Raw genomic sequence first — 24,529 nt, forward strand, 5'->3', positions numbered from 1 at the left:
CACCGCCTCAGGACCTGCGGCGGGCTCGGCCGGGACCTTCGGCGGGCAACCGGAAGGACGGCCGGAACCCGAAAGGGGCGGCCCCGGAACCTTTCGGTCCCGGGGCCGCCCCTTCGTCCTGCTACCGCCCTACGGCGGTCACGCGCCCTTCGACAGGTCCGGGCCGGAGCCCGTGGCCTCGATCGGGGGGAGGTCGGGCAGAGCCGACTTCTCCTCGCCGCGGAAGGTGAACTTGGCTTCCTCGCCCTCACCCTCCACGCCCACCACCACGATGTGTCCGGGACGCAGCTCGCCGAAGAGGATCTTCTCCGACAGCATGTCCTCGATCTCGCGCTGGATCGTCCGGCGCAGCGGCCGGGCACCCATGATCGGGTCGTAGCCGCGCTTGGCCAGGAGCTGCTTCGCGTCACCGCTGAGCTCGATGCCCATGTCGCGGTCCTTGAGGCGCTCGTCGACCTTGGCGATCATCAGGTCGACGATCTGGATGATGTCTTCCTGCGTGAGCTGGTGGAAGACGACCGTGTCGTCGACGCGGTTCAGGAACTCGGGCCGGAAGTGCTGCTTGAGCTCTTCGTTGACCTTCGCCTTCATCCGGTCGTAGCCGGTCTTGGTGTCGCCCTGGGCCGCGAAGCCCAGGTTGAAGCCCTTCGAGATGTCCCGGGTACCCAGGTTGGTGGTCATGATGATGACCGTGTTCTTGAAGTCCACGACCCGGCCCTGGGAGTCGGTCAGGCGACCGTCCTCCAGGATCTGGAGAAGGGAATTGAAGATATCCGGGTGGGCCTTCTCGACCTCGTCGAAGAGGACGACGGAGAACGGCTTGCGGCGCACCTTCTCGGTGAGCTGGCCGCCCTCTTCGTAGCCCACGTAGCCGGGGGGCGAACCGAAGAGACGGGAAACCGTGTGCTTCTCGCTGAACTCCGACATGTCGAGGGAGATCAGCGCGTCCTCGTCGCCGAAGAGGAATTCGGCGAGCGTCTTCGAGAGCTCGGTCTTACCGACACCGGACGGGCCGGCGAAGATGAACGAGCCACCCGGGCGCTTCGGGTCCTTCAGACCCGCACGGGTACGGCGGATCGCCTGGGAGAGCGCCCTGATGGCGTCCTTCTGGCCGATGACCCGACGGTGGAGCTCGTCCTCCATGCGGAGCAGTCGCGAGGACTCCTCCTCGGTGAGCTTGAAGACGGGAATGCCGGTCGCGGTCGCGAGGACTTCGGCGATGAGCTCGCCGTCGACCTCGGCGACGACGTCCATGTCGCCGGCCTTCCATTCCTTCTCGCGCTTGGTCTTCGCCGCCAGCAGCTGCTTCTCCTTGTCACGGAGAGACGCCGCCTTCTCGAAGTCCTGGGAGTCGATGGCCGACTCCTTGTCGCGGCGCACGCCCGCGATCTTCTCGTCGAACTCGCGGAGGTCCGGCGGCGCGGTCATCCGGCGGATGCGCATCCGGGAGCCGGCCTCGTCGATCAGGTCGATCGCCTTGTCCGGCAGGAAGCGGTCCGAGATGTACCGGTCCGCCAGCGTCGCCGCCTGGACGAGGGCCTCGTCCGTGATGGAGACGCGGTGGTGGGCCTCGTAGCGGTCGCGCAGGCCCTTGAGGATCTCGATCGTGTGGGGGAGGGAAGGCTCCGCCACCTGGATCGGCTGGAAGCGGCGCTCGAGGGCCGCGTCCTTCTCGAGGTGCTTGCGGTACTCGTCGAGCGTCGTGGCACCGATGGTCTGGAGCTCACCACGGGCCAGCATGGGCTTGAGGATGCTCGCGGCGTCGATCGCGCCCTCGGCGGCGCCCGCACCCACCAGGGTGTGGAGCTCGTCGATGAACAGGATGATGTCGCCGCGGGTGCGGATCTCCTTGAGCACCTTCTTCAGGCGCTCCTCGAAGTCACCGCGGTAGCGCGAACCGGCGACCAGGGCGCCGAGGTCAAGCGTGTAGAGGTGCTTGTCCTTGAGGGTCTCGGGGACCTCGCCCTTGACGATCGCCTGCGCCAGCCCCTCGACGACGGCGGTCTTGCCGACGCCGGGCTCGCCGATGAGGACCGGGTTGTTCTTGGTCCGGCGGGACAGCACCTGCATGACCCGCTCGATCTCCTTCTCGCGCCCGATGACCGGGTCGAGCTTGGATTCGCGGGCCGCCTGGGTGAGGTTGCGGCCGAACTGGTCCAGGACGAGCGAGGTCGAGGGCGTGCCCTCGGCCGGGCCGCCGGCCGTGGCCGACTCCTTGCCTCCGCCGGTGTAGCCGGAGAGCAGCTGGATGACCTGCTGCCGGACTCGGTTGAGATCGGCGCCCAGCTTCACGAGGACCTGGGCGGCGACGCCCTCGCCCTCGCGGATCAGGCCGAGCAGGATGTGCTCGGTGCCGATGTAGTTGTGGCCGAGCTGGAGGGCCTCTCGGAGCGAAAGCTCCAGGACCTTCTTCGCCCGCGGGGTGAAGGGGATGTGGCCGGACGGGGCCTGCTGCCCCTGGCCGATGATCTCCTCAACCTGCTGGCGAACAGCCTCGAGCGAAATCCCGAGGCTCTCCAGGGCCTTAGCGGCGACACCCTCACCCTCGTGGATCAAGCCCAGGAGGATGTGCTCGGTGCCGATGTAGTTGTGGTTGAGCATCCGGGCTTCTTCCTGAGCCAGGACGACAACCCGCCGCGCGCGGTCGGTGAACCTCTCGAACATCGTTTATCGCTCCTCAGAGCGGTCGGGCAGTTCGGGGTCGGTCCCCGCCCTGTCCTTCCGCATGCTAGTCCCGCGGGGCGGGACAGCTCATTCCAACTGCCGACATCCCTCCGCGGCTCACCCCCGCATGGGCGGGGAAAACCGGCTCGAAGAGCCGACAACTGCTCCAACCCGATGGTGCGAGACGATGTTCCCGCAGGCCAGGCAGATACCCGTCATGCGTGTACGCCCATGGCGAACGGAAGCCCGTCAAATCAGCGTGTCGCCCCGATCCACTAGGAATGTCTTACCCGTAAGGACTGACACTCCATGCCCGCGGCACCGGTTCCCTCCGCTAAGGGCGAACACAGTTCCGTCCCGAATGTGGGACTCCGCCCCGCGGATCTTTACGTTCCGCATTGGCCCGCGTGCCGTGGGTCACTCCCCGGCTCTCGCCGGAGGGCGTCCGGGCCGTAACCCGCGCGCTCCCCGGGAGTTGCTCAGGGCATGGCCTCCACCGTCGCCTCCCCCGCCGTCCCGCTGCCCCGCGTCCCGGCCGAGGAGGCCGGGTGCGCCGCGGGCACCGCGTACGCCTCCTGGTACGAGCGCGTGCTCGGCTGGCCGGTGGCGGGCGGCCCGCCCGTACAGCTCGCCACGGGGTCCCGGTTCGACGTCCTGGAGCTGCCGTCCGATGCGGGGACGGCGCTCCTGCGCAGGCCGGTCGACACGGGCCCGGTCGCCCTCATGGGGCGCAGGATGCGGTTCCTGGTGGCCGCGGGGAGCGCGGAGGAGCTCGACGGGCTGCTGGACTGGCTCGAGTGGGGCGGGGTCGCCCTGGACCTCACCGCGCTGGGTGCGGGCGGCCGGATCACCGCCCCGGCTCCCCCGGGGCAGTCCCCCGGCCCTCGGGAGGCCGCCGTCTGGCTGCGACCCCCCGAGCAGGGGTGCGAGGCACTGCTGCCCGCCCTGCCGGGTTCCCCCGGGCCGGGCGCCGGGCCCGATCTCGTACGCCTGGTGGCGGCGGCGGCGACGGAATGCCACCGCGCCCGCCTGCGGCGCCGGGCGACGCGGCGCGGTCAGCCCTTGGCCTTCTCGTAGGCCTCGCGGATCTCGGCCGGGACGCGGCCGCGGTCGTTCACGTTGTAACCGTTCTCCTTCGCCCACGCGCGGATCTCGGCGGTGTCCGGGTTTCCGGTCGCGGCCGAGGCGCGGCCCTTGGCGCGGGCGGCGGTCGCGCGCCCGCCGGTGCGGCGGCCGCCCTTGGTGTACGGGTCGAGCAGACCGCGGAGCTTTTCAGCGTTGGCGGTGGTGAGGTCGATCTCGTAGGTCTTGCCATCCAGAGCGAACGTCACCGTCTCGTCCGCCTCGCCGCCGTCGAGGTCGTCGACAAGAAGGACCTGAACCTTCTGTGCCACCGGGATTTCCTTTCATCGAAAAGCAGTACGCGGAAAGGAAACCGCTTTTGCCTGGAAAACACAAACCCCCGGGGAGAGGTTCAGGACGGCAACGAGGCGGGAAACGTGCGCGATTCGGACATAGGCCACAGGCGCGCGGAGCGCCCGAAAAGCCGGGGCCATCGATCAGAGGTGCAGAAGCATCCGACTGTTACCCAAGGTGTTCGGCTTCACTCGTTCGAGACCGAGGAACTCTGCGACACCCTCGTCATAGGAACGCAGGAGCTCCATGTAGACATCGGTCTCGACCGGGGTCTCGCCGATCTCGACGAAGCCGTGCTTCGCGAAGAAGTCGACTTCGAAGGTCAGACAGAAAACCCGGCTCACCCCGAGCTCGCGGGCCGTCCGCAACAACTGCTCCAGCACCAGATGACCGACGCCGGCGCCCTTGAGGTCGCGGTCGACGGCGAGAGTGCGTACTTCGGCGAGGTCTTCCCACATCACGTGGAGAGCGCCGCAGCCGACCACCTGGCGGTCGGAGTCGCGTTCCGCGACCCAGAACTCCTGGATGTCCTCGTAAAGGACGACAGGTGCTTTGTCGAGCAGGATCCGCTGCTGCACGTACTGGTCGAGCAGGCGGCGCAGCGCTGGAACATCACCGGTGCGGGCACGGCGGATCGTCACTGTTTCTGCATGTGCGGCGGAAAACTCTCCCATGGGCCCGGACGCTATCGCCCCGGGCCCTCCGCACGCTCGCCGGACTCCCCTTCGGCCGCTGCGGGCCCGGCCGGTGCGGCCGCCTCCGCCGCTTCCGCCGCTTCGTCGTCGTGCTGGACGATCCGGACGGCGTCCCGGAGGGCTTCCCGCTGTTCCGCCGACATCATGCCGAAGAAGGCGACGAGTGCGGCCGCGGGGTTGTCACTGGTCGACCACGCTTCGTTCATCAGTGCGGCCGAGTATGCGGCGCGGGTGGAGACCGCCGTATATCGATAGGCGCGGCCTTCCGCTTCCCGGCGGACCCAGCCCTTCTGATGAAGATTGTCCATAACGGTCATGACCGTGGTGTACGCGATGGACCGTTCCTGCTGGAGGTCTTCCAGCACTTCCCGAACGGTGACCGGGCGGTTCCACTGCCACACCCGCGTCATGACGGCGTCTTCGAGTTCTCCCAAGGGGCGAGGCACAACAGCACGATAGTGCGGCTTGTGGGTAATTGCCCGACTATTCGCGCGGCAACGCGCGACAAAATCCGGGGCCCCGGGGGGACCCCGGACCCGGGCGGTCAGTTGCGGGACTGCCGGGCGGCCTCGGCCCGTGCGATCACGGCGTCGACCGCCTCGTCCTCCTTGGCCTTGTTGGCGCCGCCCTGGGTCTTCACGATCGTCACGACGAGAGCGATGAAGAACGCGGCCATCACGATGGGGGGCACGAGCGCGGAAACGTAGTCCATGCCCCTCAGCGTAGCTAGCCGGCGGCCCGGCCCTCCGCCGGGGGCGGGGTCGGCTTGCGGCGTGGCGGGAAGACCTCGCCGGGCGTCGGGATCGGCCGCGGGGGCTCCTCCGGCTGCGGCGGCTCCCCGGGCCGGGGCTTCGGGGCCGGCTCCTCCCGGCCGCCGGCCATGGCCAGCAGCCGGGTCCGGGGCGCGGGCGCGGTCGACAGCCGCCGGCGTACGGAGCGCTCCAGGAGGTCCTGGGCCCGGTCCAGCAGCGCGGCGGCGGCCGGGTCGGCCCGCAGGGCGCGCAGGGCGGCCAGGTCGTCGGGGGCGGGCTCGTACCCGGCCGCCAGGGCGTCCTGGAGCAGTTCCAGGTACCCGCGGAGGCTGCCCGGCAGGGCGCCCCGGTAGCGGGCCAGATCCGCCAGGAGGAAGGCTCTGAGCCGGGCCGCCTCCTGGACCGCGTCGTCCACCGACCGCGCGAGGCGCAGGCAGTCCTGGACCTCCGAGGCATCGAGGGGGGCCGAGGAGGACTGAAGGGCGTGGGCGAGCGAGCGCCTGAGCACGTGCAGCTCGGCGGCACTGAACGCCATGCCGCCGCGGGATCCATAGGGCGTGGGCATGGGCCGAAGATACGCGCTAATCGGACAAAACCCCCTTTAGCGCGGCCGGTCGGTCAACCGCTCTCTTTGACGGCGGCCAGGAAATCGACCCAGGCCGCCTGGGTCGTGGCGAGCACGAGGTGGGCGGGATCGGCGCGGTCGGCGACGCGCACGAGGGTGCCGGGGGCGGCGGAAACGTAGACGCAGGCGTCTTCCTTCTCGCCGCAGAACGAGGACTTCTGCCACAGGGGCCGAGCGGTCATGGTGTCTCCTCGCGGGTGTTCCAGTGGGGGGACGGTATCTCCGCGACCGGTCCCCGCCGGTGTCTTTAACGCAATTCGGCGATTCCCCGGTTCCCGCCCGGGGCCGCGGTGTACCGCCGCGCGGGCACGGGGGCCCGGGGCGGGCGATGCGGCTACAGGCGGGCGGCGAAGGCCGCGACGGCTTCGGCGACCTCCGTGCCGGTCCAGGTCAGGCCCGGTTCCGTGACCTCTACCTCGGTCACCGAGAGCCCGGGGACGGGCGCGGGGAACCAGCGGCGGAAGAGGACCCGGCCCGTCTCCTGCGCGACGCGGACCGACGCCTCGGTCAGACGGTCCGGGTCGTACGGGAGCCAGACCTGGAACTGGTGGGTGTGCGGGGGCTCGGGGTGCACCCGGGACCACGGGATCCCGGCCTCCGCGAACGCCGGCCCCAGTGCCGCCGCCACCCGCCGCGCCTGCTCCACGTACGACGGCAGCCGCGGCAGCTCCCGCTCCAGCCCGGCCAGCGCGGCCAGGGCCTGCGGGAACTGCCGGAAGATCCGGCCGCCGTACCGGTGGCGCCAGACCCTGGTCTCCTCCACGAAGGCCCGCGGCCCGGCCAGCGCCGCCCCGCTCAGGCCGCCGAGCGACTTGTAGAACGAGACGTACACCGAGTCGGCGAGCCCCGCGATCTCCGCCAGCGGCCGTCCGAAGTGCACCGTGGACTCCCACAGCCGCGCCCCGTCGAAGTGGACCACCGCCTCCCGCTCCCGGGCCGCCCCGACCAGCGCCTCCAGCTCCTCCCAGGTGGGCAGGACGAAGCCCGCGTCCCGCAGGGGCAGCTCCAGCATCAGCGTGCCGAACGGCTCCGCGAGCCCCGCGACCTCCTCCGCCGTGGGCTGGCGCGCCTCGGTCGTCGCGTGCGCCGCCCGCAGCCCGGCGACCGCCGACAGCGCGCCGCCCTCCCACCGCTCGGGGTGGCTCATCGGGTGCAGCGCCACCACCGGGTTCCCGGTCCGCCCGGCCCAGCAGCGCAGGGCGACCTGCTGCGCCATGGTCCCGCTGGGGAAGAAGGCCGCGTCCTCGGTGCCCAGCAGCCCCGCGACCCGCCGCTCCAGCTCGGCGACCACGCCGTCCCCGTAGAGGTCGGCCGGCCGGTCCATGTCGTACGGGGCTTCGGCGAGCGGCGCCAGCAGCTCCGCCACCGTGGCGTCCCGCAGGGACCGGGAGAGCATCCGCCCGGCCCCGCGCCATGCCGCCGCCTGCCGCTTCTCCCGCTCGGTGTCCTCGTTGTCCTCGCTCATGGCTCACGATCATCGCCGACCGGCCGAGGGCCCAGGAGCTAGCATGGCGGCGTATCGTCCGGTACCCCCCGCGGACTGGAACGGAAGGCCCTCACCGCGTGAATCCCTCACAGCAGCCACGCCCTGCCCGGCTGGCGGTCGGTGTCGTCGGAGCCGGCCGGGTCGGCCCCGCGCTGGCCCGCGCGCTCCAGCAGGCCGGGCACCGTCCCGTCGCCGTGTCCGGCGTCTCCGACGCCTCGGTGCGCCGCGCCGCGCGGATGCTGCCCGACGTCCCGCTCGTCCCGCCCGCGCAGGTGTTCGAGAACGCCGATCTGGTCCTCCTGACCGTGCCGGACGACGCGCTGCCCTCCCTGGTGGAGGGGCTCGCCGAGACCGGGGCGATCCGCCCCGGACAGCTCCTCGTCCACACCTCCGGCCGGTACGGGACCGCCGTGCTCGACCCGGCGCGCCGGGCGGGGGCCCTGCCGCTGGCCCTGCACCCCGCGATGACCTTCACCGGCACCGAGGTCGACGTGCAGCGGCTGGCCGGCTGCTCCTTCGGCGTCACCGCCCCCGGGGAGCTGCGGCTCGCCGCCGAGGCCCTGGTCATCGAGATGGGCGGGGAGCCCGAGTGGATCGCGGAGGAGAACCGCCCGCTCTACCACGCGGCCCTCGCGCTCGGCGCGAACCACCTGGTCACCCTGGTCGCCCAGGCCATGGAGCTGCTGGACATGGCCGGGGTCGCGCACCCCGACCGGATGCTCGGCCCGCTGCTCGGCGCGGCCCTCGACAACGCGCTGCGCTCCGGGGACGCGGCCCTGACCGGCCCGGTGGCCCGCGGTGACGCCGGCACGGTCGCCGCCCACGTCTCGGAGCTGCGCAGGCACGCGCCCGGCGCCGTCGCCGGATACCTGGCCATGGCCCGCACCACCGCCGACCGGGCCCTCGCGCACGGACTACTCAAGCCCGAACTCGCCGAGGACCTGCTCGGCGTGCTCGCCGACACGGACCCGGAAGGGGGCACCGCCCCGTGAGCGGACTACTGCTCGACACCGCCGCGGAGCTCCGCGGGCTCCCGCGCACCGGCCGCCGGGCCGTCGTGATGACCATGGGCGCCCTGCACGAGGGCCACGCCACGCTGATCCGCTCGGCCCGCGAGCTGGCCGGGCCGCAGGGGCAGGTCGTCGTCACCGTCTTCGTCAACCCCCTGCAGTTCGGGGCGAACGAGGACCTGGACCGCTACCCGCGCACCCTCGACGCCGACCTCGCGATCGCCGAAGGGGCGGGCGCCGACGCGGTGTTCGCCCCCTCCGTCGACGAGGTCTACCCGGGCGGCGACCCGCAGGTGCGCATCAGCGCCGGCCCGATGGGCGAGCGCCTCGAAGGGGCCACCCGCCCCGGGCACTTCGACGGAATGCTGACCGTCGTCGCGAAGCTGCTCCACCTCACCCAGCCCGACCTGGCCCTCTTCGGCCAGAAGGACGCCCAGCAACTGGCCCTGATCCGGCGGATGGTGACCGACCTGAACTTCCCCGTGGAGGTGGTCGGCGTACCGACCGTCCGCGAGGAGGACGGGCTCGCGCTGTCGTCCCGCAACCGCTACCTCTCGCCCGCCGAGCGGCGCACCGCCCTGGCCCTGTCCCGCGCCCTGTTCGCCGGACAGGACCGGCTCGCCGCGCAGGCCGCGCTGCGGGCCCGCGCCGAGGCCTCCCCGGCCAGCGACGAGCGGGCCACCGCCCTGGCCCGGCTCGGCGAGATCCGCGCCTCGGCCGACGCGCACGCCGTCTCGGCGGCGGGCACCGGGCTGCCGGACGCCGTACGGGCCGCCGCGGGGCACGTCCTGGAGGAGGCGGGCCGCCACGAGCCGCCGCTCGTGCTGGACTACCTGGCGCTGGTGGACCCGCAGGACTTCACCGAGGCCGGGCCCGGGTTCACCGGGCAGGCCGTGCTGGCCGTCGCCGCGAAAGTGGGCACGACCCGGCTGATCGACAACATCCCACTGGAATTCGGAGCACACTCGTGAGCACCCCAGGCAGAGGCCTCCCCCCGGGCGGCACAGGCGCGGGCGCGGGCACCGGCATACGGCTGCACGCACCCGCCCCCGGCTGGGCCCTGGACGCCGACGTCGTGGTCGTCGGATCCGGCGTCGCGGGGCTGACCGCAGCGCTGCGCTGCGCCGCCGCCGGCCGCCGTACGGTCGTGGTCACCAAGGCCCGGCTCGACGACGGATCGACCCGCTGGGCCCAGGGCGGCATCGCCGCGGCCCTCGGCGAGGGCGACACCCCCGAGCAGCACCTGGACGACACGCTGGTCGCGGGCGCGGGCCTGTGCGACGAGGCGGCCGTACGGCTGCTCGTCACCGAGGGACCGGACGCGGTGCGGCGGCTGATGGCCACGGGCGCCGTCTTCGACACCTCCGCGGAGACCGGGGAGATAGAACTGACCCGCGAGGGCGGCCACCACCGGCGCCGCATCGCGCACGCGGGCGGCGACGCCACCGGCGCCGAGATCTCCCGGGCACTCGTCGAAGCCGTGCAGGCCGCAGGGATCCGTACCGTCGAGAACGCGCTCGTCCTGGACCTGCTCCAGGACGAGCGGGGCCGCAGCGCCGGGGTCACGCTGCACGTCATGGGCGAGGGCCAGCACGACGGAGTCGGCGCCGTCCACGCACCCGCCGTGATCCTCGCGACCGGCGGCATGGGCCAGGTCTTCTCCGCGACCACCAACCCCTCGGTCTCCACCGGCGACGGGGTGGCGCTCGCCCTGCGGGCCGGCGCCGAGGTCTCCGACCTGGAGTTCGTGCAGTTCCACCCGACCGTGCTGTTCCTCGGCCCGGACGCGGAGGGCCAGCAGCCCCTCGTCTCGGAGGCGGTCCGCGGCGAGGGCGCCCACCTCGTCGACGCGGACGGCGTGCGCTTCATGGCTGGCCGGCACGAGCTCGCCGAACTGGCCCCCCGCGACATCGTCGCCAAGGGCATCATGCGGCGCATGCAGGAGCAGGGTGCGCAGCACATGTTCCTCGACGCCCGGCACTTCGGCGCCGAGATGTGGGAGCAGCGCTTCCCGACCATCCTCGCCGCCTGCCGCTCCCACGGCATCGACCCGGTGACCGAGCCGATCCCGGTCGCACCCGCCGCGCACTACGCGTCCGGCGGCGTCCGGACCGACCTGCACGGCCGCACCACCGTCCCCGGCCTGTACGCGTGCGGCGAGGTCGCCTGCACCGGCGTGCACGGCGCGAACCGGCTGGCCTCCAACTCCCTGCTGGAGGGCCTGGTCTTCGCCGAGCGCATCGCCGACGACATCACGGCCCGGGCGCTCACCGGCGGCGGCCCCGGCATACCGGTCCCCGCGACCGGCCCGCTCCAGCCCGCGCAGGCCCGGTACGAGATCCAGCGGATCATGACGGACGGCGCGGGCGTGCTGCGCTCGGCCGAGTCGCTGCGCACGGCCGCGGAGGCGCTCGAAGGCCTGTACGCCACCGCCCTGAACAACCTCGAGGCGCACGGAAAGACCGCCGAACCGGGGGTGGACACCTGGGAGGCCACGAACCTGCTGTGCGTGGCCCGGGTGCTGGTCGCCGCCGCGCGGCGGCGCGTGGAGACCCGCGGCTGCCACTGGCGCGAGGACCATCCGGACCGGGACGATGCCGCCTGGCGCCGCCACCTCGTCGTCCGGCTGTCGGCGACCGAGAAGCGGGCGCTGGTCGTCACCCCCACCGATTCCGCGGACTTCCCGTCCGTGCACGTACCCCTCAGCACCCAGAGCCTGGAGCAGTGACCGTGAGCACCCCCGACGAACTTCCCCTGATCGACCAGAACGACGGCGGCTGCGGCGACGACTGCGCCTGCGGCGACGGCGAGGAGACCGGCCTGGACCCGGCGCTGGCCCAGCTGCTGGCGGACGCGGGGCTGGACCCCGTCGAGGTCGAGGACATCGCCCACATGGCGCTCTCCGAGGACCTGGACGGCGGGGTGGACGTCACCACCGTCGCCACGGTCGCCGAGGACGCCGAGGCCGTGGCCGACTTCGTCGCCCGCGAGGACGGCGTCGTGGCCGGCCTGCGCATCGCCGAGGCCGTGTTCTCCGTGGTCTGCACGGAGGCCTTCGAGGTGGAGCGGCACGCGGAGGACGGCGACGCCGTCCGGGCGGGGCAGGTGCTGCTGTCCGTGCGCTCGCGCACCCGCGACCTGCTGACGGCGGAGCGCAGCGCGCTGAACATCATGTGCCGCCTGTCGGGCATCGCCACCGCCACCCGCCGCTGGGCGGACGTGCTGGAGGGCACCAAGGCGAAGGTCCGCGACACCCGCAAGACCACGCCGGGGCTGCGCGCGCTGGAGAAGTACGCGGTGCGCTGCGGCGGCGGTGTCAACCACCGCATGTCGCTGTCGGACGCGGCGCTGGTGAAGGACAACCACGTGGTGGCGGCCGGCGGGGTCGCGCAGGCCTTCAAGGCCGTACGGGACGCCTTCCCGGACGTGCCCGTGGAGATCGAGGTCGACACCCTGGAGCAGATCGGCGAGGTCCTGGAGGCGGGAGCCGACCTGATCCTGCTGGACAACTTCACCGTCGCGCAGACCGCCGAGGCCGTGGCCCTGGTGGCCGGCCGCGCGGTGCTGGAGTCCTCGGGCCGCCTGACGCTGGACACCGCCCGGGCGTACGCGGAGACCGGCGTGGACTACCTCGCGGTCGGCGGGCTGACCCACTCCTCGCCGATCCTGGACATCGGCCTCGATCTGCGCGAGGCGGTGTAACCCGTGCTCCTCACCATCGACGTAGGCAACACCCAGACGGTCCTGGGCCTGTTCGACGGTGACGAGATCGTCGAGCACTGGCGCATCTCCACCGACCCGCGCCGCACGGCCGACGAGATGGCCGTGCTGATGCAGGGCCTGATGGGCATGCACCCGATGCTCGGCAGCGAGCTGGGCGACGGGATCCACGGCATCGCGATCTGCTCGACGGTGCCGTCGGTCCTGCACGAGCTGCGCGAGGTCACCCGGCGCTACTACGGCGACGTCCCGGCCGTGCTGGTGGAGCCGGGCATCAAGACCGGCGTGCCGATCCTCATGGACAACCCGAAGGAGGTCGGCGCGGACCGCATCATCAACGCGGTCGCGGCGGTCGAGCTCTACGGGGGCCCGGCGATCGTGGTCGACTTCGGTACGGCGACCACCTTCGACGCCGTGTCCGTGAAGGGCGAGTACGTCGGCGGGGTGATCTCCCCGGGCATCGAGATCTCCATGGAGGCCCTCGGCGTACGGGGTGCCCAGCTGCGGAAGATCGAGCTGGCCCGCCCGCGCAACGTGATCGGCAAGTCCACGGTCGAGGCGATGCAGTCGGGCGTGGTGTACGGCTTCGCGGGCCAGGTCGACGGGGTCGTGGGCCGGATGGCCAAGGAACTGGCCGGCCCGAACGGCGACCCGGACGACGTCCGCGTCATCGCCACCGGCGGCCTGGCCCCCATGGTCCTCGGCGAGTCCTCGGTGATCGACGACCACGAACCGTGGCTGACCCTGATCGGCCTCCGCCTGGTCTACGAACGCAACGCCCCCAACTTCGAGTAACGGGCGCACGCAGAACGTGCCCCGGCCGCCCGGCCGGGGCACTCCCAGCCCCGCCGTCGTTTGAGGCGCGGGGTCCGGGGCGGAAAGAATGGCCCGATGAGCGTCACCATCGACATCGCCGGGCTCCCCGCCGAGCGGATCAGCTTCACGCCCTCCCCGCTCGCCGAACTCTGCATGGCCCTGCACGCGCTCTCCCAGACGGCCCACCACCCCCGCCTCGCCTCCTGGAGCGCCGCCACCGCCGCCTCGCTCGATCCGTGCCTCGCGGACCGCCTGCTGGAGGCCGAGTTCCTGTGGCGCAGCTCCTTCTCCGACATCTTCATGCCGTTCGCCGGCGTCCCCGGCGGGACCGGCCTGCCCGGCGCCACCCTGGCCGAGGAGCTCGACGTACTCGACCGGATGGACGACGAGCGGTTCGTGACGGCCGCCCTCGAGCACTGCTGGCTAGCGACGTACGACGACGGCGGCGGGCCCTCCCCGCTCACGAACGGGGCGAGCCGCGCCAAGGCGCTGGAGACGGCCGCCGCCCTCGGCCCCCGCCAGCTGGACTTCTCCATCCGGCTGCTGGACGACACCGCCGCCGTACGGGTGTGGATGCGGCGGCTGGTCGAGGACTGCGAGGAGGCCTTCTTCGCCGAGACCTGGAAGCGCGTCGAGCCCGCGCAGAGCGCCGACGCCCGGCACAAGACCGAGCTGCTGCGCCGCAAGGGGCTGCCGGCCGCGCTCCAGGAGGTCTCGTCGGCGCTCGCCGTCGACGAGGGCCGCACCACCATCACCGCCGACAAGATGGTGGAGGGGTCGACGACCGCCACCGACCCCCGGACGGGCCCCGGCCTGGTGTTCATACCCACCCACTTCGGCTGGCCGCATCTGCTGGTGCTGCACGCACCGGGCTGGCGTCCGGTGGTCCACTACCCGCTCGGCACCCCCGAACCGGACTCCGCGCCCGGTTCGGTGGAGCTGCTCCGGCGGCGCATGGAGGCGCTGGCCCATCCCGTGCGGATGATGCTGTGCCGGAGCCTGGCGCGGGCCCCGTACACGACGGGCGAACTGGCCACCGTGTACCGGATCACCGCCCCGGAGGTGTCACGGCACCTGGCCGTCCTGAAAAAGGCCGGTCTGATCCATACGCGGCGCCAAGGACGGTATGCCCAGCATCAGTTGGATCTGTCCGCGGTCGCCCGCATAGGCTCGGACTTCATCGAGGGCATCCTCCGCTAGGCCAATTCGCCGATATCCGGATTTCATGAACCGGAATCAGTTGAAAGTCTGGTCACGGCGGCTCGTTGCTGCTTAACGTGCGTCCACCGTTTGGCCCTGCTCGCACTTTGCCGTGGAAGGACCTTGCATGCCCTCACGCCGTATAGCCGCTGCCACCGCCGCCCTGGCGGCCGCGGCCCTTGTCTCCCCGCTGATGCTCGCCGGCCCGGCCGGCGCCACGAGCCCGCAGAGCGACGCCGCCCGCGGGGACGCGCTGGCCAGGAAGCTGGTCAAGGATGCGACCGGCAAGGGCGCGTACAACCACCTGAAGGTCCTGCAGTCGATCGCGGACTACAACGACGGCAACCGCGTGGCCGGCTCCCAGGGCCACGTCCAGTCGGCGAAGTACGTCGAGGCCGTCATGAAGGCGGCCGGCTACCAGGTCACGAAGAACGAGTTCGACTTCGTGTACGTCGAGACCATCGCCGAGAAGCTGACGGTGAACGGGGCGAACGGGCGCGACGTCCCGATCCACCTGATGACGTACACCAAGAGCGGGCCGGAGGACGGCGTCACCGCGCAGCTGGCGGTCGCCCCGGTCGACGCGGACGGCACCAACGGCTGCGAACCGGGCGACTTCGCCGCGGGCGCCTTCACGGGCAAGATCGCCCTGATCAAGCGCGGCGGCTGCACCTTCGCGGCCAAGCAGGCCAACGCGGCCGAGGCCGGCGCGGTCGGCGCGATCCTGTACAACAACACCGAGGGCGCCCTGAACGGCACCCTGGGCGACGCCGCCGCGGGCAAGGTCCCGACCGGCGGCATCACCCAGGCGGAGGGCGAGAAGCTCGCCGCCGAGGCCGCGGCCGGCCCGGTCGAGGTCACCCTCGACATCCGCGAGTTCCGCGAGAACCGCAAGACGTACAACGTGGTCGCGGAGACCCGCGGCGGCGACGCGGACAACACCGTCTTCCTGGGCGCGCACCTCGACTCGGTCGCGGCGGGCCCGGGCATCAACGACAACGGCTCCGGCTCGGCCGGCATCCTCCAGGTCGCGCAGCGCCTCGCGAGCAGCCAGACGAAGATCAAGAACAAGGTCAAGTTCGCCTGGTGGTCGGCGGAGGAGTACGGCCTGCTCGGCTCCGAGGCGTACGTCGCGGGGCTGACGGAGGAGCAGAAGAAGCAGATCAAGCTCTACCTGAACTTCGACATGATCGCCTCGCCGAACGCCGCCTACTTCGTGTACGACGGCGACGACTCGGACGGCGTGGGCTCGGGCCCCGGCCCGGAGGGCTCCGCCCAGATCGAGAAGGGGATCACCGACTTCCTCGACTCCAAGAAGATCCCGCACGCGGGCACGGACTTCTCCGGCCGCTCGGACTACGGCCCGTTCATCGAGGTCGGCATCCCCTCCGGCGGTACGTTCACCGGCGCCGAGGGCATCAAGACGCCGGCGGAGGCCGCGAAGTTCGGCGGCCAGGCGGGCGTGGCCTACGACGTGAACTACCACGGCAAGGGTGACGACATCACGAACATCGACCAGAAGGCGCTCGACATCAACGTCGACGTCATCGCGGACGCGGTCGGCCACTACGCCCACGACCTGGCCCCGCTCTCGAAGCCGGTCGTCTCCGTCCCCACGCCGGGCGGCAGCGGCGGCGGCGGTGGCCTGCACGCGGGCCACGACGAGGTCACGCAGTAGGCACGAAACCTGACGAGGGGGCGGATCCCGAACGGGAGCCGCCCCCTCCTGCTGCCCCGCGCAAAGCCCCGGCCACCGCCAGGCCCGCGTCAGCCGCCCGGCCAGGCCGCCGCGATCCCCACCGGCCGGCAGAGCCACAGGAAGTCCCCCAGCCCCCCACGGGCCGTCAACTCCGCCGCCTCCCCCGCGGAGCCCAGCGCACGGACGTAAGCCCCCGGATCCGTGGAGGCCAGCTCCAGCGGCGGCCGGGCCCCCGAGACCCCGAGGGCGCCCAGCGCCTCGCGCTGGGTCAGCAGCACCGACCCCGGCCCCCCGCACGCGTCCAACGCCACGTGGGCGGTGACATCGCAGCTGCCGTCGGGCACCGGCGGGACCTCCCGCCCCCCGCGGAAGCCCGTCAGCGTCCCGTACGGCGGCCTCGCCTCCCGGGTGTGCCCGTAGTCCACCGCCACCGCCAGCCCCCGCTCCACACCGGCCACCGCCGCCGCCCAGGCCTCGTCCCGCGCCCGGCCGATCTCCGCGCGGCCGCCGCCCGGCCACCACCGCTCCAGCCAGGCCCGGTCCGCGGCGTCCACCGGGCCGCCGGGGCTCTCCGCACCGTCCGGCGCGACCAGTACGTACCGCCCGTCCTCGGCGATGTCGAGGGGCACGTTGTCCAGCCACTCGTTGGCGAACAGCAGCCCCGTCGTCCCTTTCGGCGGCGAGGCCGCCCAGCGGATCCGCGGGTCGAGCCCCGCGGGCCGCTCCGCGCGCTCCACGGCGTACGGGCGCACCCGCGCGGCCACCTCCGCCGGCAGCGCGGCGAGCACCCCGGCCAGCAGCTCGGCGCGGCCGGCGCCCATGTCGACCAGGTCCAGGGCCGCCGGATGCCCGAGCTGCGCGTCGACCCACCGCAGCAGCCGGGCCACGGCGCCCGCGTACAGCCCGGAGGCGTGCACCGAGGTGCGGAAGTGGCCGGCGGGACCGGGCCCGCCCGGCCGGACGTAGAAACCGCCCGGCCCGTACAGCGCGGCTTCCATCGCGGTGCGCCACCGGACCGGGGTCGTCTGTTCATCCTGGGCGCTCATCCCACGAAGGTTATGCTCACCCTCCACCTTGCGGAGTACGCCCCCCGGGCGAGGTTGGAACCTCTGGTTGACTCCAGCACCTATCTCCGTTCCCTACTCTGGGTTACGTGCAGCGCCTCTACGACTTCCTCCGCAGACACCCGACGGGCGTCGACAGCTTCTGGGCTGTCCTCCTCTTCGGGGTCTCGATGCTGAACGTCGTGGCCGAGACCGGCGTCGCCGCCCCCATGAAGCTGGCCGCCGTCCCCGTGGTGGTCGCGCTGAGCACGGCCGTGGCGCTGCGCCGCAGGTGGACGCAGGCGATGTTCTGGCTCACCCTCGGGGCGGGCGTCTTCCAGCTGGCCGTGGGCGTCATCGCGGGGTTCTACGACGCCGCCATGTTCGTGATCCTGTTCACCGTCGCCGCGAGCGAGGTCCCGCGCTGGGTCTCCCGCACCGCGCTGGGCTGGGGCCTGGCCGCCGCGCCGCTCTACTTCCTGCGGCACGGCGTGGACAAGGGCACGAGCGACGTCGACAACATCCTCTTCGCCGTCTTCATGATCGTCCCCTTCGCCCTCGCCTGGGTGCTGGGCGACTCGCTGCGCACCCGGCGGGCCTACTACGCCCAGCTCATCGAGCGCAACCAGCGGCTGGAGAAGGAGCGCGAGGCCCAGGCGAAGGTGGCCGTGGCCGCCGAGCGAGCCCGGATCGCCCGCGAGCTGCACGACGTCGTCGCGCACAACGTCTCGGTGATGGTGGTCCAGGCGGACGGCGCGGCGTACGTCATGGACGTGGCGCCCGAGCAGGCGAAGGAGGCCCTCCAGACCATCTCCGGCACCGGCCGCCAGGCCCTCGCCGAGATGCGCCGGCTGCTGGGCGTGCTGCGCACCGGCGAGCCGCAGGAGTCCGAGGACTACGTGCCCCAGCCGGATGTCGAGCAGATCGAGGTCCTGGTCGAGCAGGTGCGGGCGGCGGGGCTCGCGGTGGACTTCGAGGTCGAGGGGGCGCCCCGGCGGCTGCCCAGCGGCGTCGAGCTGACGGCGTACCGGATCGTGCAGGAGGCGCTGACCAACACGCGCAAGCACGGGGGGCCCGATGCGAGGGCGAGCGTCCGGCTGGTCTACTTCGACGACGGGCTCGGCCTGCTGGTCGAGGACGACGGGCGGGGAGCGGCACACGAGTTGTACGAGGACGGCGGCGCCGACGGCGCCGGTCACGGCCTGATCGGCATGCGCGAGCGGATCGGTATGGTCGGCGGAACCCTGGACACCGGGCCCCGGCCCGGCGGCGGCTTCCGGATCAGCGCCCTGCTGCCCCTGAAGAAGAGTTGAAGAGGACGAGGTAACGGATGTCCATCCGAGTGATGCTGGTCGACGACCAGGTGCTGCTGCGCACCGGCTTCCGCATGGTGCTCGCCGCCCAGCCGGACATGGAGGTCGTCGCCGAAGCCGGTGACGGCCTGGAGGCGCTGGAGGTGCTGCGGGCCACGAAGGTGGACGTGGTGCTGATGGACGTCCGCATGCCGAGGCTCGACGGGGTCGAGGCGACGCGGCGGATCTGTGAGCCCGAGGAGCACCCGAAGGTGATCATCCTGACCACCTTCGACCTGGACGAGTACGCGTTCTCCGGGCTGAAGGCGGGTGCGAGCGGCTTCATGCTGAAGGACGTGCCGCCGGCCGAGCTGCTGGCGGCGATCCGCTCGGTGCACAGCGGGGACGCGGTGGTCGCCCCGTCCACGACGCGGCGGCTGCTGGACCGTTTCGCCCCGATGCTGCCGACGACCACGCAGGAGCCGCAGAACAAGGAGATCGAGCGGCTGACGGAGCGCGAGCGCGAGGTCATGCTGCTGGTGGCCCAGGGCCTGTCGAACGGCGAGATCGCGGCGCGGCTGGTGCTCTCGGAGGCGACGGTGAAGACGCACGTGGGCCGCATCCTGACGAAGCTGAGCCTGCGCGACCGGGTGCAGGTGGTGGTCCTCGCGTACGAGACGGGCCTGGTCCGGGCGGGCGGCGGCGGCATCGGCTAGTGCTGTGGCCGGGAAGGTTTGCCTGGTCGCGGTGTCCGGTGCGGTGCATCGCAAGGCGGAGGGCCACGGCTCGTACCGGACGTACTCGCGTGGCCCGACCACGCGGCGAGGTGCCGTGCCGGGGGCCGGACCCGGTGAACCTTCCCGGTCACAGCACTAGGCCGTCTGCGGCAGAGACGGCTCAGTCCGCCGCCTCCGGTCGCGGAGCCGTCATCCACCGGTCCGGCCGGGCCGCGGCGCGGGAGGTGTGCGAGCGGGCCGCCTGGGCGCGCAGCAGCTCGGCGGCCTCGGCGGACTCCCGAAGCCGGGCCGTGACCGTGCCGTTCGCGCCGGTGTCCACGTGGACGTCGGCCACACCGCGGGCCCGCTGCCAGGGGCCCTGGGTGAGCCGGACGCTCTGCGCCTTGGCGTGCGGGACGATCTCCGTACGGCGGCACAGGCGGCCGTGCCGGGCGGCGAACACGTCCGGGGAGACGGCCAGGGCGTAGCCCTTCCACCACACCGGGACCACCCAGCGCGAACCGGCACCCGGCGAGCCGCTGAACGACAGGGCCGCCAGGTCCACGCCCGGCAGCACCCGGGCGATCACGTCGTGCGCCGCGGCCCGCGAGGCCACCGGGACCAGCACCTCGTTCTTCGAGCCCGCCACGGCCAGCTCCACCCGGACCCAGTCGCGCCGCCGCCACAGCAGCGGCTCCACGATCCGTACGGTCTGCACCCGGCCCGGCGGCACCGTCTCGTGGGCCCGGTCCAACATTCCGTGGTCGAGGCGCAGCCCGTCCGGGGACTCGGCGACCCGCCAGTCGTACTCGACGAGGAAGCGGCCCGCGCTGCCCGCCCAGACCGCGCCGAGCAGCGGGAGCAGGGTGACGACGGCCGCCCACGGGTTGGAGCTGAGCCACCACACGACCACCGGCGCGACGAGCCCGCCGGCCAGCGCCGACCAGACGCCCAGGCTCAGCAGCAGCGAGACGACGAGGTCGCGCGGGCGGACCCGCAGCAGCTCCCGGTCGGGGGCCTCGCCCAGCCGCACCGCCTCCTCGGGCGCGAAGCCGGCCGCCCGCGCCAGGAGCTCGGCGCGCAGAGCCGCGGCCTCCTTCTCGGACAGGAAGGCCAGCTCGTCCTTGTCCTCGGTCCCTATGACGTCGAGGCGCAGCTTCGCGACCCCCGCGACGCGGGCCAGCAGCGGGCGGGTCACGTCCACGGCCTGGATCCGGTCGAGCCGGATGTGCGCGGTGCGCCGGAAGAGCAGGCCGGTGCGGATGCGCAGCTCCGTGTCGGTCACCGCGTAGTACGTGACCCACCAGCTCAGGAACCCGTACAGGCTGAAGACGAGCACCAGGGCGGCCAGCGCCAGCAGCCGCAGCACGGCGGGCTGCTCCGCCATCCACTCCCGCGTGTTGTCGCCCTGCTGCAGGACGACGCCGAGGGTCGCCGCGATCGGCACCCACGCCCGGCGCAGCGGGGTGACGGGATGCAGCCGCCGCTCGCCCGCGGCGGACGGGACGGCGCCCGCCGGGTCGGCGGTCACAGGCCCGCCGACCTTGCCCGGCCGAGCTCGGTGAGCCGGTCGCGCAGCCGCTCCGCCTCGGCCGGCGCGAGGCCCGGGATCTTGGCGTCCGTGGCCGCGGCGGCCGTGTGCAGCTGTACGGAGGCCAGCTGGAAGCGGCGCTCCAGCGGGCCCGAGGTCACCTCGACCAGCTGCATCCGCCCGTACGGGACCACCGTCTGCTCCCGCCACAGCACGCCCCGGCTGATGAGCAGGTCGTCCGCCCGCTCGGCGTACCGCCAGGACCGCCAGTTCCGGCCGGTCAGCTCCCAGCCCCAGGCCAGTACGAGCAGCCAGACCACCCCCAGCAGGGCCCAGGCCGGACCGATCAGCAGCCCCGCCACGGCGCCCGTGGCCACGGCCGCGATCCCCGTCCAGAGCACCAGCAGCATCCGGCGCAGCCTCAGCAGCCCGCCCGGCAGCCCCACCCACGCGGGCCCCGCCGTCTCACCCGTCGTCCCCGTTTCCATTCCTCAAGCGTAGGGCTGAGACAATGCCGCCATGACGGAGACCACGGTCGGCATCGGCGGGGCGGCGGAGAGCACCGACATGGTGCTCAACATCGGCCCCCAGCACCCCTCCACGCACGGCGTGCTGCGCCTGCGTCTCGTCCTGGACGGCGAGCGGATCGTCAGCGCCGAGCCGGTGGTCGGCTATATGCACCGCGGCGCCGAGAAGCTCTTCGAGGCCCGCGACTACCGGCAGATCGTGATGCTCGCGAACCGCCACGACTGGCTGTCCGCGTTCTCCAACGAGCTCGGCGTGGTCATGGCGGTCGAGCGGATGCTCGGCATGGAGGTCCCCGAGCGGGCCGTGTGGATGCGGACCCTGCTCGCCGAGCTGAACCGGGTGCTCAACCACCTGATGTTCCTCGGCTCGTACCCCCTCGAACTGGGCGGGATCACCCCGATCTTCCACGCGTTCCGCGAGCGCGAGGAACTCCAGGCCGTCATGGAGGAGATCTCCGGCGGCCGCATGCACTACATGTTCAACCGCGTCGGCGGCCTCAAGGAGGACCTCCCGGCCGGCTGGCTCGGCCGCGCCCGCGAGGCCATCGCCGACGTCCGCACCCGCATGGACGTGTACGACAAGCTGGTCCACGGAAACGAGATCTTCCGGGGCCGCACCCGCGGGGTGGGCGTGCTCTCCGCCGGGGCCGTGCACGCGTACGGGGTCTCCGGCCCCATCGCCCGCGCCTCCGGCGTCGACTTCGACCTGCGCCGCGACGAGCCCTACCTCGCCTACGGCGAGCTCCAGGACGTCCTGAAGGTGGTCACCCGCTCCGAGGGCGACTGCCTGGCCCGCTTCGAGGTCCTGCTGGACCAGACGCACAACGCGCTCGACCTCGCCGTGGCCTGCCTGGACCGGATGGCCGAGCTCCCGCCCGGTCCGGTGAACCAGCGCCTGCCCAAGGTCCTGAAGGCTCCCGAGGGCCACACGTACGCCTGGACCGAGAACCCCCTCGGCATCAACGGCTACTACCTCGTCTCGAAGGGCGAGAAGACCCCGTACCGGCTCAAGCTGCGCAGCGCCTCGTACAACAACATCCAGGCGCTGGCCGTGCTCCTGCCGGGGACGCTGGTCGCGGACATGGTGGCGATCCTGGGCTCGCTCTTCTTCGTGGTCGGCGACATCGACAAGTAGCGCGTCCCACAGCCTGTTTGACGGGAAATCCAGGCACGTGATCCATAGGGTGATCACATGACTTCTGGCATATTCGACGCGTATCTGCGACGACTTGGCGCGCCCTACCCCGCCGCGCCCTGCGCCGAAGGGCTCTTCGCCCTGCAGCGGGCCCACCTGGAGCGCGTCCCGTACGAGAACATCGACATCCAGCTCGGCCGGCCGCCCGGCATCCGCCCCGAGCTGTCGGCGGGCCGCTTCGCCGCCGGACGCGGCGGCTACTGCTTCCACCTCAACGGGGCGTTCGCCGCGCTCCTCGAGCACCTCGGGTACGACGTCACCCGGCACGTGGCCGGTGTCTACGAGGAGACCGGTGCGCAGGACGTCAACGGCAACCACCTCGTGCTGACCGTGCGGATCGGCGACGACGCGTACCTGGTCGACGTGGGGCTCGGCGACGGCCCCCACGAGCCGCTGCCGCTGCGCGAGGGCGAGTACGAGCAGGGCGCCTTCTCCTACCGGCTGGAACGGCTGGCCGGCCCGCTGGAGGGCTGGAGCTACCACAGCCCGGGCAGCCCCTTCCCGCGGATGAACTTCCGGTCCGCCGCGGCCGGCATGGACGAGTTCGAGGCGGAGCACCTGCGGCTGTCCACCGCCGAGGACTCCCCCTTCGTGCGCACCCTGGCCCTGCTGCGGCGGGACGCCGAGTCCATCGACGTGATGCGCGGGCGGGTCCTGACCCGTATCGACCCGGCCAAGGAGCCGAGCGAGCGGGAGCTGACCACCCAGGAGGAGTTCTACGAGGTCATCGCCACCGTCTTCGGGCGGGAGCTGGACGACCTGACGCCGGCGGACCGGGCGTTCCTGTGGGACCGGGCGTGCCGGGCCCACGAGGCGTGGCTGGCGGACCGGCGGGGCTGAATGTCGCTGCGGCAGGGCAGACTTGGGGCCATGTCATCTTCCCCCCGCCGGGCCTGCCCTGCCTGCGGCCGCGACTGCGCCGTCACCGGCGGCCGGATCGCCCGCCACGATCCGCCCGACGGGCGGCGGCGGGCCGACCTGGTCTCCTGCCCCGGCTCCCGGGCCCGGGTGGTGCTCGGTGCCTCGGCCCCCACCCTCGACGGCTTCGTTCTCGGGCCGCATCCGGGGCAGTTGCCGCTGTTCTGAGTCCGGTCCGGTCTGCGCGGGCCCCGGGCCCGTCGGCTAGGAGATCGCGGTGCGCAGCCGGGCCACGTCGATCGGCTCGGTCTCGTCGTGCGCCGTCAGGTCGATGACCTGGCCCGCCGCGGACGCCTCGTCCGGCGTCGCCGCTTCGGCCTCAGGAGCCGCCGCTTCGGCCTGCGGTACCGCCGCCTCCGGAGTCCGCGCCGACTCCGCCTCGTGGACCGCGAGGGCCTCCGCGCCGACCACGTCGGCCAGGTCCTCGTTCTGGACCGCCTCGATGGCCGCGCGGGCCTGCGCCGCGTTCTTGGTGCCGAAGAAGTCGAAGCCGCCCTCGCTGCGGGAGGCGGTCCGCCGCTGCGCCGCGTACGGGGCGACCGCGGCGGCCGGCCGGCGGGCCGGGGCCGAAGCGGCGGGAGCCGGGGCCGAGGGGGCCGCCGGCAGTTCGCGCGCCCGCCCCTTGCGGGCCAGCGCGCTCAGCGCCGCGTGGGCCCGGGCGTAGCCGACCGCGGTGGGCGCGCCCGCCGCGGTGCGCTCCTCGGATCCCGTGGTGAGTTCCCGGGGCGCCGCGGCCGGGCCCGCGGTGGCCTCGATGGCCAGCAGCCGGCGGCCCTCCAGGGCGCTCGCGCGTTCGGTCTCGGCGGTGGCGTAGCGGCGCAGCAGCGCCGCGTGCTCGCCGCGCAGTCCGGCCAGTTCGACGCGCTTGGCGCGCAGCTTGGCGTCCAGCCGGGAGCGCAGCATCCGGGCCTCTTCGAGATCGGATTCGAGCTCGGCTATCCGCTCGTCCGTCTTCCACTCGTCCTTGACCCGCTCGCGCGCCAGTTCCGCGACCCGGCGGCCCGCCGAACGGTCCCAGGCGCGCATGACGACGGCGCCCGCGATCCCGGCGGCGGCCGTCAGGGCCACGAGCAGCCGCAGGGCCACTGGTTCCGCGAGCAGCCAGGCCGCGCCGGCACTGGCGAGGGACACACCGGCGACGGCCGTCGGCGTGAGCAGCCGGTGCAGGGGTTCGGGATTGCGGTGGCGTCCACGGGGCATGGCCTGAAATTTACAGGGAGTAGA

At 72.7% G+C, this 24,529-nt stretch carries 25 protein-coding genes; 13 read left to right on the plus strand and 12 right to left on the minus strand.

The genetic code is table 11. The features are described 5' to 3' along the window. Positions 1-138: 138 nt before the first annotated feature. A complete protein-coding gene (locus BGK67_RS16380; protein WP_069920783.1) occupies positions 139-2,664 on the minus strand; it encodes an ATP-dependent Clp protease ATP-binding subunit in 2,526 nt (841 codons plus the stop codon). Between the two features lie 486 nt (positions 2,665-3,150). On the opposite strand from BGK67_RS16380, the gene BGK67_RS16385 reads away from it, so the two are divergent. After that, positions 3,151-3,741, plus strand: coding sequence for an SCO3374 family protein (locus tag BGK67_RS16385; RefSeq protein ID WP_069920784.1), 591 nt, complete (start codon positions 3,151-3,153; stop codon positions 3,739-3,741). Here the strand turns inward: BGK67_RS16385 and BGK67_RS16390 are convergent. From BGK67_RS16390 to BGK67_RS16415, 7 genes are all read right to left on the minus strand, one after another. After that, a complete protein-coding gene (locus tag BGK67_RS16390; protein WP_037921217.1) occupies positions 3,720-4,058 on the minus strand; it encodes a histone-like nucleoid-structuring protein Lsr2 in 339 nt (112 codons plus the stop codon). The genes BGK67_RS16385 and BGK67_RS16390 overlap by 22 nt on opposite strands. A gap of 165 nt (positions 4,059-4,223) precedes the next feature. Beyond that, complete coding sequence (locus BGK67_RS16395) at positions 4,224-4,754, minus strand: amino-acid N-acetyltransferase (protein WP_069920785.1); 531 nt, start codon at positions 4,752-4,754, stop codon at positions 4,224-4,226. Between the two features lie 11 nt (positions 4,755-4,765). Then, entirely contained in the window at positions 4,766-5,221 is a 456-nt protein-coding gene (locus BGK67_RS16400) for a BlaI/MecI/CopY family transcriptional regulator (RefSeq protein WP_079154221.1), read from the minus strand. Between the two features lie 98 nt (positions 5,222-5,319). After that, positions 5,320-5,487, minus strand: coding sequence for a hypothetical protein (locus BGK67_RS38895; RefSeq protein WP_167739576.1), 168 nt, complete (start codon positions 5,485-5,487; stop codon positions 5,320-5,322). Positions 5,488-5,501: 14 nt separating this feature from the next. Then, positions 5,502-6,092, minus strand: coding sequence for a hypothetical protein (locus tag BGK67_RS16405; RefSeq protein WP_079154222.1), 591 nt, complete (start codon positions 6,090-6,092; stop codon positions 5,502-5,504). Between the two features lie 53 nt (positions 6,093-6,145). Beyond that, positions 6,146-6,334, minus strand: coding sequence for a DUF397 domain-containing protein (locus BGK67_RS16410; protein ID WP_069920788.1), 189 nt, complete (start codon positions 6,332-6,334; stop codon positions 6,146-6,148). 152 nt (positions 6,335-6,486) lie between these two features. Continuing rightward, positions 6,487-7,617, minus strand: a complete 1,131-nt coding sequence (locus BGK67_RS16415) for a threonine aldolase family protein (RefSeq protein ID WP_069920789.1) — start codon at positions 7,615-7,617, stop codon at positions 6,487-6,489. Positions 7,618-7,715: 98 nt separating this feature from the next. On the opposite strand from BGK67_RS16415, the gene BGK67_RS16420 reads away from it, so the two are divergent. The 7 genes from BGK67_RS16420 to BGK67_RS16450 all read left to right on the plus strand — a co-directional run bounded on the left by BGK67_RS16420 (position 7,716) and on the right by BGK67_RS16450 (position 16,062). Further along, entirely contained in the window at positions 7,716-8,630 is a 915-nt protein-coding gene (locus BGK67_RS16420; RefSeq protein WP_069920790.1) for a Rossmann-like and DUF2520 domain-containing protein, read from the plus strand. Positions 8,631-8,698: 68 nt separating this feature from the next. Continuing rightward, the gene (panC, locus tag BGK67_RS16425; protein ID WP_432215517.1) at positions 8,699-9,619 is read left to right on the plus strand and encodes a pantoate--beta-alanine ligase; all 921 of its coding nucleotides are present in this window, start codon (positions 8,699-8,701) and stop codon (positions 9,617-9,619) included. Further along, positions 9,616-11,376 carry an L-aspartate oxidase gene (locus tag BGK67_RS16430; RefSeq protein ID WP_069920792.1) on the plus strand — a complete coding sequence of 587 codons (1,761 nt, stop codon included), beginning with the start codon at positions 9,616-9,618 and terminating at the stop codon, positions 11,374-11,376. The genes panC and BGK67_RS16430 overlap by 4 nt, the downstream gene beginning before the upstream one ends. A 2-nt stretch (positions 11,377-11,378) precedes the next feature. Continuing rightward, the gene (gene nadC, locus BGK67_RS16435; protein WP_069920793.1) at positions 11,379-12,350 is read left to right on the plus strand and encodes a carboxylating nicotinate-nucleotide diphosphorylase; all 972 of its coding nucleotides are present in this window, start codon (positions 11,379-11,381) and stop codon (positions 12,348-12,350) included. A gap of 3 nt (positions 12,351-12,353) precedes the next feature. Beyond that, a complete protein-coding gene (locus BGK67_RS16440) occupies positions 12,354-13,163 on the plus strand; it encodes a type III pantothenate kinase (protein WP_069920794.1) in 810 nt (269 codons plus the stop codon). Positions 13,164-13,259: 96 nt separating this feature from the next. Then, a complete protein-coding gene (locus BGK67_RS16445) occupies positions 13,260-14,384 on the plus strand; it encodes a DUF5937 family protein (RefSeq protein ID WP_069920795.1) in 1,125 nt (374 codons plus the stop codon). A gap of 127 nt (positions 14,385-14,511) precedes the next feature. Further along, positions 14,512-16,062: a M28 family metallopeptidase gene (locus tag BGK67_RS16450; RefSeq protein ID WP_069920796.1), complete on the plus strand. Its 1,551-nt coding sequence runs from the start codon at positions 14,512-14,514 to the stop codon at positions 16,060-16,062. Positions 16,063-16,151: 89 nt separating this feature from the next. On the opposite strand, the gene BGK67_RS16455 is transcribed toward BGK67_RS16450, so the two are convergent. Beyond that, positions 16,152-17,129 (minus strand): SAM-dependent methyltransferase, encoded by a 978-nt coding sequence (locus BGK67_RS16455; RefSeq protein ID WP_069920797.1) that lies wholly within the window; start codon positions 17,127-17,129, stop codon positions 16,152-16,154. A gap of 107 nt (positions 17,130-17,236) precedes the next feature. On the opposite strand from BGK67_RS16455, the gene BGK67_RS16460 reads away from it, so the two are divergent. Together BGK67_RS16460 and BGK67_RS16465 are read left to right on the plus strand one after the other, a co-directional pair. After that, entirely contained in the window at positions 17,237-18,439 is a 1,203-nt protein-coding gene (locus BGK67_RS16460; protein ID WP_069920798.1) for a sensor histidine kinase, read from the plus strand. A 17-nt stretch (positions 18,440-18,456) separates the two neighbouring features. Then, entirely contained in the window at positions 18,457-19,134 is a 678-nt protein-coding gene (locus BGK67_RS16465) for a response regulator transcription factor (RefSeq protein WP_069920799.1), read from the plus strand. Positions 19,135-19,315: 181 nt separating this feature from the next. Here the strand turns inward: BGK67_RS16465 and BGK67_RS16470 are convergent, their stop codons facing one another. Both BGK67_RS16470 and BGK67_RS16475 read right to left on the minus strand, forming a co-directional pair. Then, entirely contained in the window at positions 19,316-20,665 is a 1,350-nt protein-coding gene (locus BGK67_RS16470; RefSeq protein WP_069920800.1) for a PH domain-containing protein, read from the minus strand. Further along, entirely contained in the window at positions 20,662-21,153 is a 492-nt protein-coding gene (locus tag BGK67_RS16475) for a PH domain-containing protein (RefSeq protein WP_069920801.1), read from the minus strand. Before BGK67_RS16475 ends, BGK67_RS16470 begins: the two co-directional genes overlap by 4 nt. Positions 21,154-21,184: 31 nt before the next feature. Between BGK67_RS16475 and BGK67_RS16480 the strand changes: the two genes are divergently transcribed. From BGK67_RS16480 to BGK67_RS16490, 3 genes are read left to right on the plus strand one after another with little or no spacing between them, the layout of a single operon-like run. Further along, a complete protein-coding gene (locus tag BGK67_RS16480; protein WP_069920802.1) occupies positions 21,185-22,327 on the plus strand; it encodes an NADH-quinone oxidoreductase subunit D in 1,143 nt (380 codons plus the stop codon). Between the two features lie 57 nt (positions 22,328-22,384). After that, a complete protein-coding gene (locus BGK67_RS16485) occupies positions 22,385-23,227 on the plus strand; it encodes an arylamine N-acetyltransferase family protein (RefSeq protein WP_069920803.1) in 843 nt (280 codons plus the stop codon). A 30-nt stretch (positions 23,228-23,257) separates the two neighbouring features. Continuing rightward, a complete protein-coding gene (locus BGK67_RS16490; RefSeq protein ID WP_069920804.1) occupies positions 23,258-23,473 on the plus strand; it encodes a hypothetical protein in 216 nt (71 codons plus the stop codon). A gap of 36 nt (positions 23,474-23,509) precedes the next feature. On the opposite strand, the gene BGK67_RS16495 is transcribed toward BGK67_RS16490, so the two are convergent. Next, positions 23,510-24,505, minus strand: a complete 996-nt coding sequence (locus BGK67_RS16495) for a hypothetical protein (protein WP_069920805.1) — start codon at positions 24,503-24,505, stop codon at positions 23,510-23,512. Between the last annotated feature and the right edge of the window lie 24 nt (positions 24,506-24,529).

Origin of the sequence: Streptomyces subrutilus (assembly GCF_001746425.1) — a bacterium.
Classification (GTDB): Bacteria; Actinomycetota; Actinomycetes; order Streptomycetales; family Streptomycetaceae; genus Streptomyces; species Streptomyces subrutilus_A.

What these genes read in the sequence shown, in the direction of transcription:
- BGK67_RS38895 (WP_167739576.1), bottom strand. Translation starts at nt 5,487, where the DNA reads ATGGACTACGTTTCCGCGCTCGTGCCCCCCATCGTGATGGCCGCGTTC.
- BGK67_RS16405 (WP_079154222.1), bottom strand. Translation starts at nt 6,092, where the DNA reads ATGCCCACGCCCTATGGATCCCGCGGCGGCATGGCGTTCAGTGCCGCC.
- panC (WP_432215517.1), top strand. Translation starts at nt 8,699, where the DNA reads ATGACCATGGGCGCCCTGCACGAGGGCCACGCCACGCTGATCCGCTCG.
- BGK67_RS16450 (WP_069920796.1), top strand. Translation starts at nt 14,512, where the DNA reads ATGCCCTCACGCCGTATAGCCGCTGCCACCGCCGCCCTGGCGGCCGCG.
- BGK67_RS16385 (WP_069920784.1), top strand. Translation starts at nt 3,151, where the DNA reads ATGGCCTCCACCGTCGCCTCCCCCGCCGTCCCGCTGCCCCGCGTCCCG.
- BGK67_RS16475 (WP_069920801.1), bottom strand. Translation starts at nt 21,153, where the DNA reads ATGGAAACGGGGACGACGGGTGAGACGGCGGGGCCCGCGTGGGTGGGG.
- BGK67_RS16445 (WP_069920795.1), top strand. Translation starts at nt 13,260, where the DNA reads ATGAGCGTCACCATCGACATCGCCGGGCTCCCCGCCGAGCGGATCAGC.
- BGK67_RS16415 (WP_069920789.1), bottom strand. Translation starts at nt 7,617, where the DNA reads ATGAGCGAGGACAACGAGGACACCGAGCGGGAGAAGCGGCAGGCGGCG.
- BGK67_RS16485 (WP_069920803.1), top strand. Translation starts at nt 22,385, where the DNA reads ATGACTTCTGGCATATTCGACGCGTATCTGCGACGACTTGGCGCGCCC.
- BGK67_RS16490 (WP_069920804.1), top strand. Translation starts at nt 23,258, where the DNA reads ATGTCATCTTCCCCCCGCCGGGCCTGCCCTGCCTGCGGCCGCGACTGC.
- BGK67_RS16410 (WP_069920788.1), bottom strand. Translation starts at nt 6,334, where the DNA reads ATGACCGCTCGGCCCCTGTGGCAGAAGTCCTCGTTCTGCGGCGAGAAG.
- BGK67_RS16495 (WP_069920805.1), bottom strand. Translation starts at nt 24,505, where the DNA reads ATGCCCCGTGGACGCCACCGCAATCCCGAACCCCTGCACCGGCTGCTC.
- BGK67_RS16395 (WP_069920785.1), bottom strand. Translation starts at nt 4,754, where the DNA reads ATGGGAGAGTTTTCCGCCGCACATGCAGAAACAGTGACGATCCGCCGT.
- BGK67_RS16455 (WP_069920797.1), bottom strand. Translation starts at nt 17,129, where the DNA reads ATGAGCGCCCAGGATGAACAGACGACCCCGGTCCGGTGGCGCACCGCG.
- BGK67_RS16465 (WP_069920799.1), top strand. Translation starts at nt 18,457, where the DNA reads ATGTCCATCCGAGTGATGCTGGTCGACGACCAGGTGCTGCTGCGCACC.
- BGK67_RS16380 (WP_069920783.1), bottom strand. Translation starts at nt 2,664, where the DNA reads ATGTTCGAGAGGTTCACCGACCGCGCGCGGCGGGTTGTCGTCCTGGCT.
- BGK67_RS16480 (WP_069920802.1), top strand. Translation starts at nt 21,185, where the DNA reads ATGACGGAGACCACGGTCGGCATCGGCGGGGCGGCGGAGAGCACCGAC.